At 47.3% G+C, this 15,565-nt stretch carries 16 protein-coding genes; 14 read left to right on the forward strand and 2 right to left on the reverse strand.

Annotated elements, in window-relative coordinates:
* Nucleotides 1-164 precede the first annotated feature (164 nt).
* From cpaB to OOK74_RS00830, 14 genes are all read left to right on the forward strand, one after another.
* Nucleotides 165-944 (forward strand): Flp pilus assembly protein CpaB, encoded by a 780-nt coding sequence (cpaB, locus tag OOK74_RS00765; protein ID WP_274723260.1) that lies wholly within the window; start codon nucleotides 165-167, stop codon nucleotides 942-944.
* Between the two features lie 12 nt (nucleotides 945-956).
* Nucleotides 957-2,285, forward strand: coding sequence for a type II and III secretion system protein family protein (locus OOK74_RS00770; protein WP_278183244.1), 1,329 nt, complete (start codon nucleotides 957-959; stop codon nucleotides 2,283-2,285).
* A complete protein-coding gene (locus OOK74_RS00775; protein ID WP_278182923.1) occupies nucleotides 2,282-2,812 on the forward strand; it encodes a hypothetical protein in 531 nt (176 codons plus the stop codon). Before OOK74_RS00770 ends, OOK74_RS00775 begins: the two co-directional genes overlap by 4 nt.
* A gap of 8 nt (nucleotides 2,813-2,820) precedes the next feature.
* Nucleotides 2,821-4,071 carry a CpaE/TadZ family protein gene (locus OOK74_RS00780; RefSeq protein ID WP_278182924.1) on the forward strand — a complete coding sequence of 417 codons (1,251 nt, stop codon included), beginning with the start codon at nucleotides 2,821-2,823 and terminating at the stop codon, nucleotides 4,069-4,071.
* Nucleotides 4,068-5,357: a TadA family conjugal transfer-associated ATPase gene (locus OOK74_RS00785; RefSeq protein WP_278182925.1), complete on the forward strand. Its 1,290-nt coding sequence runs from the start codon at nucleotides 4,068-4,070 to the stop codon at nucleotides 5,355-5,357. Before OOK74_RS00780 ends, OOK74_RS00785 begins: the two co-directional genes overlap by 4 nt.
* Nucleotides 5,354-6,274: a type II secretion system F family protein gene (locus OOK74_RS00790; RefSeq protein ID WP_278182926.1), complete on the forward strand. Its 921-nt coding sequence runs from the start codon at nucleotides 5,354-5,356 to the stop codon at nucleotides 6,272-6,274. The genes OOK74_RS00785 and OOK74_RS00790 overlap by 4 nt, the downstream gene beginning before the upstream one ends.
* Nucleotides 6,264-7,172 (forward strand): type II secretion system F family protein, encoded by a 909-nt coding sequence (locus OOK74_RS00795; RefSeq protein WP_278182927.1) that lies wholly within the window; start codon nucleotides 6,264-6,266, stop codon nucleotides 7,170-7,172. The genes OOK74_RS00790 and OOK74_RS00795 overlap by 11 nt, the downstream gene beginning before the upstream one ends.
* Complete coding sequence (locus tag OOK74_RS00800) at nucleotides 7,165-8,031, forward strand: tetratricopeptide repeat protein (RefSeq protein ID WP_278182928.1); 867 nt, start codon at nucleotides 7,165-7,167, stop codon at nucleotides 8,029-8,031. The genes OOK74_RS00795 and OOK74_RS00800 overlap by 8 nt, the downstream gene beginning before the upstream one ends.
* Nucleotides 8,012-8,509: a TadE family protein gene (locus OOK74_RS00805; protein ID WP_274723253.1), complete on the forward strand. Its 498-nt coding sequence runs from the start codon at nucleotides 8,012-8,014 to the stop codon at nucleotides 8,507-8,509. Before OOK74_RS00800 ends, OOK74_RS00805 begins: the two co-directional genes overlap by 20 nt.
* Nucleotides 8,490-9,032 (forward strand): tight adherence pilus pseudopilin TadF, encoded by a 543-nt coding sequence (gene tadF, locus OOK74_RS00810; RefSeq protein WP_278182929.1) that lies wholly within the window; start codon nucleotides 8,490-8,492, stop codon nucleotides 9,030-9,032. The genes OOK74_RS00805 and tadF overlap by 20 nt, the downstream gene beginning before the upstream one ends.
* Before the next feature lie 2 nt (nucleotides 9,033-9,034).
* Nucleotides 9,035-10,321: a TadE/TadG family type IV pilus assembly protein gene (locus tag OOK74_RS00815; RefSeq protein ID WP_278182930.1), complete on the forward strand. Its 1,287-nt coding sequence runs from the start codon at nucleotides 9,035-9,037 to the stop codon at nucleotides 10,319-10,321.
* A 72-nt stretch (nucleotides 10,322-10,393) separates the two neighbouring features.
* Entirely contained in the window at nucleotides 10,394-11,035 is a 642-nt protein-coding gene (locus OOK74_RS00820) for an OmpA family protein (RefSeq protein WP_278182931.1), read from the forward strand.
* 275 nt (nucleotides 11,036-11,310) lie between these two features.
* Nucleotides 11,311-11,583, forward strand: a complete 273-nt coding sequence (gene hupA / locus OOK74_RS00825; RefSeq protein ID WP_166013866.1) for a nucleoid-associated protein HU-alpha — start codon at nucleotides 11,311-11,313, stop codon at nucleotides 11,581-11,583.
* Nucleotides 11,584-11,630: 47 nt separating this feature from the next.
* Nucleotides 11,631-12,320, forward strand: a complete 690-nt coding sequence (locus OOK74_RS00830) for a DUF1481 domain-containing protein (protein WP_278182932.1) — start codon at nucleotides 11,631-11,633, stop codon at nucleotides 12,318-12,320.
* A gap of 219 nt (nucleotides 12,321-12,539) precedes the next feature.
* Here the strand turns inward: OOK74_RS00830 and purD are convergent, their stop codons facing one another.
* Together purD and purH are read right to left on the reverse strand one after the other, a co-directional pair.
* Nucleotides 12,540-13,829: a phosphoribosylamine--glycine ligase gene (gene purD / locus OOK74_RS00835; protein WP_278182933.1), complete on the reverse strand. Its 1,290-nt coding sequence runs from the start codon at nucleotides 13,827-13,829 to the stop codon at nucleotides 12,540-12,542.
* A gap of 80 nt (nucleotides 13,830-13,909) precedes the next feature.
* Nucleotides 13,910-15,502, reverse strand: coding sequence for a bifunctional phosphoribosylaminoimidazolecarboxamide formyltransferase/IMP cyclohydrolase (gene purH, locus OOK74_RS00840; RefSeq protein WP_278182934.1), 1,593 nt, complete (start codon nucleotides 15,500-15,502; stop codon nucleotides 13,910-13,912).
* Nucleotides 15,503-15,565: the final 63 nt, after the last annotated feature.

A 15,565-nucleotide genomic window follows, 5' to 3' on the forward strand; every position in this document is an offset into this window, starting at 1 on the left:
TTAACCCTTTTTCAGTTTATGGTGGTGTCGCTTTATTGCCATAAATGGGCTTGTCTTCGATCGGTGTAAACCAAACGGAAACGGCATTTCGCATCATGCTGTGCCTGCGCTAGGGTTTGCCATTCATCGAGATAGGTTATCTTTTTCTCACTTGGGACGGTGAAATGAATTCCAAGCTTTTAATTGCACTCGCGATCATTGTGATTGGTATTGGTGGGTATGGATTACTCACTCCTGCGCCCGCGCCGATTGCGGCCGATCCTGTTGCCCCTGTGGTGGTGGAAGTCGCTCAACCGGTCAAACAGTATCAAGTCTGGTTCGCTAAACAGTCACTGCACAAAGGCCAGCTTATTACGCGCGCCGATCTTGAATTGCAGCGGATTGATGAAGAGCAAGCGCTGCGCCTTGGTGTCACCGAGGATCTGGCATTCGATTTTGCGGCCGAGCAACGCATCAAGCAAGATCTCGCCGCTGGGCAAGTGTTGTGGCCTGAGCTGTTGGTTAAATCTGATCACGCGGCTTATGTCGATCTGATTTTAAGCCCACAGCGGGTACCGTTCGCAATCCAAGTCAATTCTGAATCGGTGGTGGGTGGCGTGATCCGTCCTGGTACTTTGATCGATATTTTGGCGCTCTCTTCGTTAAAACAAAATCTCGCTACCGATGAAACGGTGCGCAGCTTTGAAACCGTCTCTCTTACGCCGGTTTTGATGGGAGTCAAAGTCTTACAAGTTAACCATCCGGATCAGCCAACCAGCGTGATTGTCGAATTGACCCGTAAGCAAGTCGCGACCTTAACCATTGCTCGCCACATTGCCCAGTTAGAAATTCATCTTTCCACTGGCGATAGTTTAGCCAGCGAACTTTCCGCCAACGCCGGCGATGTATTAACCGATTATAAAGCGATTCAGGAGTTTCGTGCCGGCAGCACGACAATACGTTAAGGATAAAAAATGATGCAGCGTTATGTTTATGGCTTATTGGCGGTGCTGGTCAGCGCAATAGCCCTGCCGGTTGCGGCGCAAAGGATACTCAATTTAGCGGAAGGGGATGCGCACACCTTACGCACCCAGCAAGAGATCCAATCGGTATTTATCTCAGATCCTAAAATTGCTGATTATCAAGTGATTGACCGGCAAACGGTGGTCATTTTCGGTAAACAGGTGGGAAACGCCAGTTTATTGGTGTTCGGTGACAACAGCGAAACTCTCGCCAGTCGGCGTTTAGTGGTCAACACCAGCATGGTGCATATTCAGCAGCAAATTGCCATTAAATACCCTTATGCGGAAGTCTCTATCGCCAATTTGGGTCAGCAAGTGGTGCTCTCCGGTACGGTCGCGACCGAAAAAGAGCGCGACGAAATTAATATTTTGGTCGGCGAATTATTAGCGAAAAGCTCGAAAGATACCGATGTCGAGTGGGATATCGGTGATGACCAAGACTATAAGTTAGAATTTATGCAAAGACGCCGTTTTGAAGGCGTGGTCAACAATATTGAAGTGGCGACGACTAAGCAGATCAATGTCAAATTGTCGATTGCCGAAGTTTCCCAATCGTTTATGGAAAACTTTGGTATTCAGATGAACAGCAGTGGGCAAAGTAGCGGGATCTTCGTTAACCCACTCAGACACTTTAGCAGTAGTGATATCGTGACCTTAATTACCGCGATTGGTGATGACAGCGTCGGACAAATTCTTGCCGAGCCCAATTTATCTGTGATCTCCGGTGAAACCGCGAGCTTCTTAGTCGGTGGTGAGTTACCGGTGGTGACGATTATCGATGGCGGCACCAACGTGTTGTACAAAGAGTTTGGGGTGCGATTAGAAATCATGGCCAAAGTGCAACGGGATGACAAAATACGCTTGGCATTAATGCCAGAAGTCAGCTCGCTAGATAGCCAATACGCCAACGCGACTTACAATTTGCCCGCGTTAAAAACTCGCCGTGCCCGCACAACGGTTGAACTCGGTGATGGGCAGAGCTTTGTGTTGGGTGGCTTGCTCAATAAAGAAGAAACCGAATCGCTGCGTAAAATTCCTTTTATTGGTGATATCCCGGTGCTTGGTGCGCTATTTCGCCATAGTGAAACTACGCGTAATAAAACCGAATTGGTGATTGTTGCTACGGTGAATTTGGTACAGCCGATCGAGCCTAGCAGCGTGCAATTACCGAGTATGCAGCGTACTTCAACCCTTGAGCGCTTTTTTGCCCTACCGGCCGCCAACTCAACCATTGACCAGCAGCTTAGCCAGCAGATCCTAGCGACAGGAGGATTTAAGCAATGAAACATCCGATCTTGATCATTATGTTGTTGGGTTTAACCCTGGTAGGTTGCAGCTCCGGCTGGCCAGATAAGGCTGGCCCAGCGATTGATATTTACCCAGTACACAGCAGCTTAGCTTTGCGTGCGGATGGAAAAAATCATGCGCAAGCGCAAGCCTCTTTTGAGCAATTTTTAGCCGAGCAGCGTCATCAGTTACTTACCCAAAATAGCGTTCTGTATTGGCGCACCAACAGCGGCGAAAAATTTGCCCTCAACGCGCAAAAACAGCTGCGCAAATTAGGCGTGGCACCGGAAAGTGTGCGGCTAGAGAAAATGCCAGCCCAATTTGGCGATCGGTTTGATTTCAAAATCGAGATCGTTACTCATCGGGTCGTGGTGCCGATTTGTGCTGCGGCACAAATCGGTCAATTTGGCCAAGAAGGGAGTGGCTGTGCCAGCGAGTCGCTACGCTGGCAATCGATGGTCAACCCGCAAAAAATGTTAACCAATCATCGCTCCGTCTCACCAGATACTGCAGTAGGGGAATAACGGCCATTATGTTTGATTTAGTCGATCTATTAAGTAAAAAACAAGCCACTGAGGTGATTGATCAGCAAAAAATCACCACGGTCGTGTTTTATCAAACGGAACAATGCCAAGAGTTAGTGATGGAGGCTTATCGCTTTGAAGGGATAGTGCCACCGGTTGCGGTAAAAAATTGCGATGAAGCGATCGCGGCTCATGTGCGTCAATCAGATATCGAAATTGTGATCATTGAGCTTAATGACAGTCACAATATCAGCCAAGATGCCGAGCGCATTAGCCACCTACTGCCAAACCATGCTTCGGTGATTATTATTGGTAGTGAAGATGCGATTTCGACCATTCGTAATCTAAAAAGCATGGGCTTTTACTATGTGTTTTGGCCAGTGACCAAGCAAGAGCTGATTGATTTTGTGAAGAGTGTTTATGATAACCGTCAGCGCAGTAGTCATCGCGGTCCGGGTCAAAAACGCCGTGCTAAATACGTGAGTTTGCTCGGTAGTAAAGGTGGGGTAGGCACCAGTTTGATCACTGCCGAAATCGCCTATCAGCTCTCTAGTGTGCGCAACACTTCTTGTTTAGTAGTCGAGCAGCATTTTCAAGGTGGCAACTTAGATATTTTGCTCGGCATTCGCAAAATGGAAAAGCGCCGCATCCAAAAAGGGGCGTTTTCTTCTTCGCTCGACAGCGCTTCAGCACAAAGCTTGTTGTATAAGCACACCCCGATGTTGTCGATGTTGGCGCTGACTTCAGAGCATCTAGATACACTATCGTTGCTTGATTATAGCAATGCGGTGGTCGACCAACTTTCGGAAGAGGTTAACTTTATCCTAGAAGATTTATCCGCTTCGGTAGGTTTTGCGGTTGAAGCTGATAAATTTTTATCTCAAGCCGATGTGATAGTGCTGGTGATTGAGCCGACGGTCTCTTCGGTACGTGAAGCAGCAAGATTAAAAGAGCGCATCAGCAAAGCCAATACCAATCCTGCTCTGCGTCTACTGACAGTGTTTAATCAATCCTTGCCGGTTAAATTGCACTCCGCGACCAAGCAAGATGCGGAAAGTATTTTAAAGCAGCCCATCGATATCGATATTCCATTTTGTGACACCATCAACCATACCGTATTAGAAAATCAGCGTTTGGTGACCTCTAAGTTAAAAGCGGCTGAGCCGCTACAAAACCTCACTGCGTTGATCTTAGGTGAAACGGTCAGTAGCAAGGCTGGTATGTTGGATGCACTTAAACAGAAGTGGTCTCGTAAATGATCGGCGCCAAAGCAATCTACGTTGGCCTGCGCAAACAAATTTTTGATGCGTTAGAGCCGGAAGCGATTGCTCAAATGAGCAAAGAGCAGCTCGCCAAGCAACTTGACGGCGCGGTGGGTTTATTGATCGAACGCGAGCGCTTAACCGTGCCGAAAGTGATCCGCGCTGAGTTTGTCAAAAACTTGGTCGATGAACTGGTTGGGCTCGGGCCATTGCAGACCTTAATGGACGATGATTCGATCAGCGACATTATGATTAATGGCCATCAAAGCGTGTTTATTGAACGGGGTGGTTTGGTTGAAAAGGCGCAAATCGATTTTATTGATGAGCGCCAACTGTTGGATATTGCCAAACGCATCGCGTCTCGTGTTGGACGGCGGGTCGATGAATCCTCGCCGACCTGTGATGCGCGCTTACAAGATGGCAGCCGGGTTAATATTGTTATTCCACCGATTGCGATAGATGGCACCGCGATCTCGATCCGTAAATTCAAAAAGCAGAGCATCGATTTTACTAAGCTGTGTGAATTTGGCGCAATGAGCCCAGAGATGGCGCAAGTGCTGATGGTCGCAGCGAGATGTCGTCTCAACATTCTGATTTCCGGTGGTACTGGCTCAGGTAAAACCACCATGCTGAATGCGCTATCACAATTTATTGGTGAAAATGAACGGATTATCACCATTGAAGATGCCGCAGAATTGCGCTTGCAGCAGCCGCATGTGGTGCGTTTGGAAACTCGGACTGCAGGGATTGAAAATACCGGCATGATCAATCAGCGTGATCTGGTGATTAACTCACTGCGGATGCGTCCGGATCGAATTATCGTCGGTGAGTGTCGTGGTGGCGAAGCGTTTGAAATGTTGCAAGCGATGAATACTGGCCACGATGGTTCAATGTCAACCTTGCACGCCAATACGCCAAGGGATGCTTTAGCTAGGGTTGAGTCAATGGTGATGATGGCAACCAGCAGTCTGCCGCTAGAAGCGATCCGCCGTACCATTGTCAGTGCGGTAGATCTGATCATTCAGATCAGTCGCTTGCATGATGGTAGCCGTAAAGTGATGAGCATTACCGAAGTGGTGGGGCTAGAAGGCTCCAGCGTGGTGTTGGAAGAGATTTTCCGCTTCCAACCGAGCGACCGCCAAAGTGAAGAGGGCAAAGTTAACGGGCATTTTATTACCTCGGGTTTAATGCAGCGTTCGGTGCTGTATGAAAAAGCGCGTTTCTTTGGCTTAGAAGATCATTTGACCAAGGCATTTCGGGCGCTAGAGGAGAAATCCGCATGATTTGGTTGCTGCTACTTGGAGTGGGGATGGTTTTGCTGCTGGCTGGGATCCGGCAGCGCAAATATGATCGCTATGATTATTTGGCTGAAATGGCGAAAACCGTACACGTTGATTCGATGATCTCTGAACATCAAGCGATTGATATCAAATCGCTCTCTTACCGTACTTTACAGGATCGGATTGAGCAGTTCTGGAAAAACTTGAGTAAACAATTGGGTAAATTGGCTTTGCTAAAAGTGGTTGGCTTTATTGCTGGGCTGATTTTGTTTGGCATTGAATTTAATCAACGCTTTGTGCGTGGTTCCGTGGCGATTGTGGTGGTGCTCTGGGTGGTGGCTGGGGTGACGTTTGCGTATTTCTGGTTGCAAAAACGTCAACAGACTGAGTTTGAAGAGAGCTTTCCTGATGCTTTGAGCATGCTCAGCAGTGCAGTTTCTTCTGGTGAAAGTATTACTCATGCGATCATGTACGTGGGTAATTCGCTCAACAGCGAAGTGGGGAAAGAATTTAAAATTATGGGCAAGCGCTTGCAGCTTGGCGAATCGCCTGATGATGTGTTTCGTAAAGCCTGTTTGCGTTTTCCATACCCTTCTTTTCATTTTTTTGTGATCACCTTGCGCGCCAATATGCAGCGCGGCGGGCAATTGAAAGACGTCATTCTGCGCCTCAATCGGTTGCTGTTTAATGCCCGTTCAATTGAGAAGAAGAAATTCGCCTTAACTTCAGAAGCGCGAACCTCGGCCAAAATTGTTGCCGCGATCCCCTTTTTCTTTCTATTCATGCTGCAATACCTTAGTCCAGAAAACTATGAGTTTGTGATGTTTGATCCGGCTGGGCGGCCAATCCTTTACTACGTCCTGATCAGTGAAGCGATAGGGATTTCGATTGTATGGGGGTTAATGAAGAGTGTTCGCTAATTTTTCATGGGCCGCGATTGCCAAGGCTGGGCCGCTGTTTCCTATCGCCATACTGGCGTTTGGGGTGCTACTGCTGATCATCTCGATGCGCCAAGAGAAGAAAAGCCAATTTTGGAAAGATTTTTATCTGCACCAAGCAAGCCGTCAGAGTGAACAAAAAATCACCCTGCTGGAGCGTTTATCGGCCACATTGAATCGGCTGTTTTCTTCAGATAAAACGCTGCAACAGCAGAAAATGTTAGCTGCGGGTTTTTACCATCCGCAATTGGCAACTTATTTTATGCCACTCAAATATGCTTTGTTAGTGCTTGGTGCGCTCGGCATTTATCTGCTTTCGCTACAGGTCAGTTGGTTAGCCAATCAGTTATGGTTGGTTATGGCGCTATGGTTAGTGGTGAGTTTGATTTTTCCGGATGCTTATCTAGCGATGCGCGCTAAGGGCCTCAGCCATAAAATTTCCAACAAGCTGCCTTATCTACTCGATTTGATGGCGGTTTGTGTGCAAACCGGTATGACGATTGAAGCTGCGATCAGCTACCTCGCCAAAGAAATGAAGGGCTTCGATAAAGATATCAGCTACTTATTAGTGAAAACCGACGATAGATCAAGACTGGTTGGCTTAGATCTGGCGTTGGATGAGTTATACGCACGGGTTCCGTCGAATGAGATGCGCAGTTTCGTGATGACCTTAAAGCAAAGCTTGCAGTATGGCAGTTCGATATACAGTGTGTTGACGACTTTGTCGGCCGATATCCGTGAAGTGCAGATGCTGCACATCGAAGAGAAAATTGGCAAATTGGCGGCGAAAATGTCTATCCCATTGATTGTATTTATTATGGTGCCGATTGTGATTTTAATTGCCGCCCCAGGCGTGATGAGGATGATGATCAATGCATAAAGGAATCTTGCTGCTCAGTCTCATGCTGCTTACTGGTTGTAGCAGCTTGTTGCCTCTCGATAGTGCCAGTAAACCCGCGACTCAGAATTACGGCCAGCCACTGGAGTTTGATGAAGAGCAATTACTGATCAAAACCAATAATCAAGCCGGCTTGATAGCGCTGTATAAGCGTCAACTGCAGCAACAACAAAACCCAACCACCCGGTTTAAATTGGCGCAAGCCTACTTTGATAGTGGTGATCCCGAATCAACCTTGTTTACGCTCGCCCCGCTGACCAGTGGCAGTACGGCTTTGCCGCGCGACGAATTGTTTTTTCTGCAAGGGCGCGCGCAATATCAACTCAATTTAGCCGAGCCGGCACATGAGTCGTTGCTGGCTGCGTTACAAGCGAACCCTGATAGTGGCAAAACACTCAATTTGATTGGGATCTTGTATGCCCAACAAGGCGAGCGAGTTAAAGCTCGCGCTAGTTTTAACCGTGCGCGTGAACTGATGTTTGATGATGTCACGATTAAAAATAATTTAGCGCTGCTCGATATTTTTGAACAGGACTACCAAAGTGCGGCGGCACGTTTACTGCCGATTTATCTTAATGGTCAAGCTGATCAAACGGTTACTGCCAATTTAGCCTTAGCCATGGCACAAATTGGCAGCTATGAGCATTTGCGTTCTTTCTATGGCAAGCAATATGGTGATCAAGAGCTTTATCAGTTGTACCTTAACTTGCGTCAAGTGCAGTTGATCAATCCAGTGACTGAGGCGGCAACCACGGAGCCATTGACCAGCCATGACTCGTTAAGCCATTCATCGCTCAACCTACAAGCAGAGGAGCAAGTCGATGCGTCTTTTGTTTTCTAAAAAGCAATCTGGGGTGGCAACCATTGAGTTTGTTGGTGGTTTTTTTGCCTTTTGGCTGATGTGTATGGCTTGGGTCGAAATGAGCTTTCTCTCTTATGTTTCCAGTCTGGGTGACTTAGCGATTGCTAGCGCAGCCAGAGAAACCAAAAAAGTCGATGGTACTTATTATCAAGCCCAGTTTAAAACCATTTTAGAGCAGCAAGACAGTTTATGGTCTCATATCGTGAGTGCTGATAAATTTCAATACAGTATCCAGTTTGTGAAGAAATTAGATGATTTGCACGATTATGAGAAAAATTGCCTTGGTGAAGATGGTGATCAACTGAATTGTAATGATCCTAAAAATATGGCGATTGCGGTATATAGCATCACTTATGATTATCAGCCGATTTTTAATTTCTTTTTAAATGATAAAACGGTGTTTGCTCGGGAAGCTATTGTTATTCAGGAGTATCAACGTGAAAAATTTACCCGTTAAATTACAACAAGGTAATTTTACCGTCGAGTTTGCGATTGTTGGTGTATTCTTTGCTCTGCTGTTGGTATTTAGTGCGGATATCGTCGTCAAACTGGCTTATAAAGGTAAACTAGAGCGGCTTTCTTATTCTGCGGCAGCGATTATTAAAGAGCGTACCGAAGTTTATGATACGGATCATTTTGACTTTGAACCTAGTAAAGAGATTGGAACTGAAGCAACGCAATTATATGACATTACCTTGGCATCATTAAAGCGTACTACCAATAATTTTGACCCGGAAAAATTTGGTTTTCAGATCCGGATGGTGCGTGAAAATAAAGATGTGCGAGCACCTTTTTCTGGAGGTTACATCAATTGTAACAATACACAATCTTTGCAGGATCTCGACTTTATTACTACCTTCGGTCGCCATGCGACACTTTATGAAGTGACGCTCTGTTATGATACGCCAAGTTGGTATGGGCATTTAATTGGCCAACAATTTTCACGTGTCAGCAGTCGCTCTGTCAGTATGGGGAGATAAATATGCACACTTATTCGCGTTTACACCATCAATCCGGCCATGCGGCGATTCTATTTTCGCTATTTATTCCGGTGTTATTTGGTATTTTTACACTGGGTACCGATGGCGCACGGGCCATTCAAGATAAAGCGCGTTTATTAGAAGCGGTTGAGGTTGCCAGTCTTGCGGTAGCTGGCCAAGGTTCAGATAATGTAAAGCTCGCCAAAAATTATCTTGAGTACTATTTCCCAGCTGCGACTATTCAAGAGTCTGATATTCAAATCAAAAAGATTAACTGTGAAGATAATAATCGTTGTAAAGACGATGAAAGTCGCTTTTTTGAATATCAAGTGACCGCTAAAATCAGTCAGCCAACCTGGTTTCCGGGTAATGAGGCCGTTATTGGTTTTGGCAAAGACTATGATATTGCCAGTCATTCGGTGACGAGAAAATTTCACTCGGAAACGGTGGATGTCATCTTGGTATCAGATTTTTCTGCCTCAATGCATAACACATGGAAAGGAGGATCGAAGAAGAAATTTCTCGATCTTAAAGATATTATTGTTGTTATTGCCGATGAATTAGATAGCTTTAATGGCTATATGGCTGATAAAAGTTTGAAAAATAAGCTTGGTGTGGTTGGTTTCGATTATTATACCAGTAGGTACAATAATAATGTTCGTTATTTTTATTCACATCTAATTTGTGGGAATAATGAAAAAGAATGTACGAAAAACAATCCAGGTGGTAGTGACACTTCGGTTAATTATACTGCGACAGTTAGAGATGTATTCAATCTGAATTCTATAGCACATACGCCTTGGCAAAAAAGAGAGGTGACCAATGTTTCCTCATTTGAGGATGTTCTCTTGACCGATGATATGGCTTCTTTGAAAACAAAAATAAACTCAAACTCGTTTAATATAACCAGTGGTTCTGGCAGTGGTACGGCATTTTATGCTGGGTTAATTCGAGGAGCTCAAATCATTCATCAACAAGGAGAAAACCCAAGGCAGTTAATTATCATTTTATCTGATGGTGTTGAGTCAAATAAAAAAACAACGCAGAAACTTATTCAAGCGGGTCTGTGTAAAACTATTTTTGATAAACTCAATAGTCAACAGCACTCAAATGGCGACAATGTAAAAGCAAGAATATTTGCTGTGGGTTTTGATTATGAAGTTAAGGACAATCCGCAACTGGCTGATTGCGTCGGAGCTGATAACGTTTTTCAAGCTCAAAATCGAGATGATATTAAAAACAAAATCCTTGAGTTGATCACGGAAGAAATTGGTCATTTATCGCAATAAAGAACAATGGCTTATTTTGACTAATAATTTTATTTACACGATATATTTTCCCTGTACAGAGGAATTCTGATCATGAAAACACTTTTCCGCCAGCTCTCGATGATTGTACTGCTTGTTGGCTTTGGCATGACTAATGCGTTGGCGGTTTCTAATGCGAGTCAAAGCGCGTTTCATCACTACTGTAATGGCCCGCAGCTGGAGTTTGAACAGCAAATTCAGGTCGGCTCTGGTCGACGCGTATTAGTCAATCACGCTGCATTTCCCTACATTGAGCAAGTGGGGCAATTTCAAGCCAGTGCTGCATTTATTGAGCAACAAATGGTCGCCGCTGGAGTACAAGCGAACTGTGCTGAATACTTGTTAAGCCATGCCAAATCTTGGCAAGCAGGATCGCAAGAGACGCTGGCTAGAGTCTATTTCTCATTTGATAGTGCTGAGCTGACTTCAGCTTCGCGTTATCTGCTCGATCAACTCTTGGTAAGCTTAAAAGACAATCCGACCCTGATTGTCGAAGGACATACTGATAATACAGGAAGTGATGCGTATAACTTTGCGCTTGGCCTGCGCCGAGCAGCCAGCGTGGAAGCTTATTTGCAGCAATCTGCACAAACACCATTACAGTTGCAAAGCGTGTCTTACGGCGAAGCTCGCCCTATTGCGAGCAATGCGAATGAGGCTGACCGAGCACAAAACCGCCGAGTAGAAATTAAATAACCCCATCTATGGATGACTTAATTGAGTGAGATAATGAGCGATCGCATTCACCCAGCGGCTGGTGATGCTAGCTTCAACCCTTATTCAGCAAGGTGTTTATCCTCTGAGGCTAAACCCAGTTTGGGCAGGAGAAGTAACAAATTGTGAGTTATTACTCATATTGCGGTTAAAAGTGCGTCATAAAAGCTAAAGTTGCGCGACAAACCTTTGCCAGAGCAGGCAGTTATGTTTTAGAGTGAGCTCGATTCGATAACCTATTGAGAAGGGAAACCTACATGAACAAGACCCAATTGATCGACTTTATTGCAGAGAAAGCGGACCTGACCAAAGCACAAGCCAAATCAGCTCTCGAAGCGACTCTGGGTGCGGTTGAGGGTGCTCTGAAAGACGGCGACCAAGTACAACTGATTGGTTTTGGTACATTCAAAGTTAATCATCGTGCTGCGCGTACTGGCCGTAACCCAAAAACGGGTGAAGAGATCAATATTGCGGCAGCTAATGTTCCTGCATTTGTGGCAGGTAAAGCGCTGAAAGACGCGATCAAGTAATTGCTTTATACTACGCCGAGATGAAAACTCTCGGCGTTTTTTTATTTATGAAGCAGCGATTATCCCTCCTTTTTTTCGTATCTGGCTTATTGGCTGGCTGCGGTTCCACTCCCAATCCTAACCTTGAGCAGATCAATCAATTTACCGGTGGTAAAGCGATCAGTGAGGCGACCAGTTTTTACTGGTATACCGAGCGCTTTCAAAAACCGAGTTCGGCGGCTGATTATGTGACCTCTGGCAATCATGGCAGTTATCAGTCCAGCTATCGCTGGGAAGAGGGGCGAGTGCGTGAAATTCGCCGCGAAGGTGAATACCTTGAAGGCAAAAAATTACAGCCATTTCGAGTGCATATTCGCTTTAGTAACCAAGGTGAAGCGGTGTATCAGCAATATCGGCTCGCGGGTAAAGTATTGCCGATGAGTGATGAGCAACTGACAGACTATGTGCTGCAAGCCAAAGCGGTGGCTGAGGTGTCTAAACAGCAAGACAAGCAAGGCTTAGAGCTGCTGCAAGGCTATTGGAATGGCAAGGTGTTTGAAACCTGTAGCGGTGTTGAATACCAGCGGGTGGAGTTTAACCAAACCTTGCCCAGCTTTATGCTCAATCGTCTTGCTTCGATTAAGAGTTACGTGGCGTTCCTCGGCAAAATTCGTAACGGTACGGTACATATTGATGAGTTACTGCTGCTTGAGGCGGAAAACTACGACTGTGTGAAACGCCCAGCGCTGCTTGATTAACTCAACCCGCCGCCGCAGGCAATATCCCCTTCCTACTTGAAGCTGCAGCGGTGTTGGCTACGTTCGTTCACCCCAATCACATAGTGTGTCTATGCTCATGGGGATTCACTCACTTGCCGCCTACCTGCAACTCCAAGTTGTTTGGGTATAGTGTTCGTTGCTGGCTAATGGCTTCTTACGGCGGTATCACCACAACCTCGCCGTTGCATAAGGGCTGGGTTATTGAGCCTGCTCGCGTGCAATCGCGCGATAGCCGATATCGCGGCGGCAGAACATGCCGGTGCAGCGAATTTGATCGGCTAGTTGATAAGCGCGTTGCTGCGCCTCAAGCACCGTGTTACCGAGTGCAGTGGCACACAGCACTCGCCCGCCATTGGTCACCACATGATCGCCTTGCATTTCCGTACCAGCGTGGAACACTTTCTGTCCCTCGCTCTCGGTTGTCGGCAGACCAGAAATCACTTCACCTTTTGCGTAATCCCCTGGGTAACCTCCCGCGGCGAGAACCACACCAATTGCGGCACGTGGATCCCACTTCGATTCCACCTGATCGAGTTGACCCGCAATCGCGGCTTGGCACAGTTCGACCAGATCCGACTGCAGACGCATCATGATGGGTTGCGTTTCGGGATCGCCAAAGCGGCAGTTGTACTCAATCACTTTTGGCGCGCCAGTTTGGTCGATCATCAACCCTGCGTATAAGAAGCCTGTATAAGTGTTGCCTTCTGCAGCCATACCGCGCACGGTTGGGTAGATCACTTCTTGCATCACTCGATCATGGATCGCTTGAGTCACGACCGGAGCAGGCGAGTAAGCGCCCATTCCGCCCGTGTTCGGGCCGCTATCGCCATCGCCCACACGTTTATGATCTTGACTGGTGGCCATGGGTAGCACATTTTCGCCATCCACCATCACGATAAAGCTGGCTTCTTCACCATCGAGAAACTCTTCAATCACCACTCGGCTGCCGGCGGCGCCAAACGCATTACCCGCCAGCATATCGTGGATCGCCTCTTCTGCCTCTTGCAAGGTCATCGCGACAATCACGCCTTTGCCGGCCGCTAAACCATCGGCTTTGACCACAATCGGTGCGCCTTGTGCACGCACATAAGCCAGTGCGGGCTCAATTTCAGTGAAGTTAGCGTAAGCGGCGGTTGGGATGTGGTGACGGGCGAGGAAATCTTTGGTGAACGCTTTTGAGCCTTCAAGCTGCGCTGCGCCTTGGGTTGGACCAAAAATAGGCAGGCCTGCGGCACGAAATGCATCGACCACCCCAATCACCAGCGGAGCTTCAGGACCAACGATGGTGAGCTCAATCGCCTGTTGCTGAGCAAAAGTGACCAGCGCGGGAATATCGGTCACTTCAATATTGACGTTGTGTACTTTGTGCTCAAGGGCGGTTCCTGCATTGCCGGGAGCCACATAAATTTTCGTCACTTGTGGATTTTGCGCGACTTTCCACGCTAGGGCGTGTTCACGACCGCCAGAGCCGATGATGAGAACTTGCATGTTAACATCCTTAATAAATGGATTAGTTACTAGAACCAAGGCCTAGCTCCTAGACCCTAGGAGCTAGAATCGAGAACCAATTAATGACGGAAATGACGCATACCGGTGAAAATCATCGCCATGCCGTGTTGGTTGGCGGCATCGATCACTTCTTGATCGCGCATTGAACCACCCGGTTGGATCACGCAGGTAATGCCTGCCTCGGCCGCGGCATCAATCCCATCACGGAATGGGAAGAAGGCATCGGAAGCCATAACACTGCCAGCCACTTGTAATCCTTCATCGGCGGCTTTGATACCGGCAATTTTCGCCGAGTAGACGCGGCTCATTTGACCTGCGCCAATGCCAATCGTCATATCGCCTTTAGCGTACACAATCGCGTTGGATTTAACGTATTTGGCCACTTTCCAGCAGAACAGTGCATCGCGCAGCTCTGCTTCGCTAGGTTGACGAGTGGACACCACTTGCAGATCTGCTTGGGTCACCATGCCTTGGTCACGCTCTTGCACCAGCAAACCACCGTTGACGCGTTTCAAATCAAAACCCGTGGTTTGGCCTTGCCATTCACCACATTCGAGCAAGCGCACGTTTTGTTTCGCTGCCACCGCTTCGATCGCCGCTTGAGAGACTTTCGGCGCGATGATCACTTCGACAAATTGGCGTTCGATGATCGCTTGTGCCGTTGCGCCATCTAACTCGTAGTTAAACGCGATAATACCGCCAAAGACCGAAGTTGGGTCGGTTTGGTACGCGCGGTTGTAAGCTTGCAGTAGATTATCGCCCAGAGCCACACCACATGGGTTGGCGTGTTTAACAATCACACACGCTGGCTCACTGAACTCTTTAACGCACTCGAGTGCCGCATCAGTATCGGCAATGTTGTTGTAAGAGAGGGCTTTACCTTGGATTTGGCGCGCGGTGGCGACGGAGGCTTGCTGCGGCTGCGCTTCAACATAAAATGCCGCGGCTTGATGACCGTTTTCGCCATAACGCATATCTTGCTTTTTGATGAACTGTGCGTTGAACGTGCGTGGAAAGTGAGATTCTGCATCACCTTCTTGGTTGTCACCATACGATGGCACTAAGGTGCCAAAGTAGTTGGCGATCATGCCATCGTAGGCGGCGGTGTGTTCAAACGCAGCAATGGCTAGATCAAAACGGGTAGCGTGGGTGAGTGAGTTTTGGTTAGCATCCATTTCACCAATGACGCGCTGATAGTCTTTAGCATTAACCACAATCGTTACATCTTTATGGTTTTTCGCCGCAGAACGCACCATGGTTGGCCCACCGATGTCGATGTTTTCGATGGCATCTTCGAGCGTGCAATTTGGGTTAGCCACGGTTTGTGCGAAAGGATACAGGTTAACCACCACCATATCGATCGGTTGGATGCCGTGGCTGTTCATCACAGCGTCATCTTGGCCACGGCGGCCTAGAATGCCACCATGTACTTTAGGATGCAGTGTTTTTACCCGTCCATCCATCATTTCTGGGAAACCGGTGTAATCGGAAACTTCGGTGACAGCTAGGCCTTGTTCGGCCAGTAGGCGAGCGGTACCGCCGGTGGAGAGAAGTTCCACTCCACGCTCTGCAAGCGCGGTTGCGAACTCAACAATGCCGGTTTTATCTGATACGCTGAGAAGCGCACGATGAATAGGACGAGCGTTGTTCATGCTTCCATTTTCCTTTAAAAGATATTTGCCGAAAGTGATCTGTCGTGTGGGAGGGGAGTGAAG

This window comes from Vibrio misgurnus (genome assembly GCF_029635775.1).
GTDB lineage: Bacteria > Pseudomonadota > Gammaproteobacteria > Enterobacterales > Vibrionaceae > Vibrio > Vibrio chanodichtyis.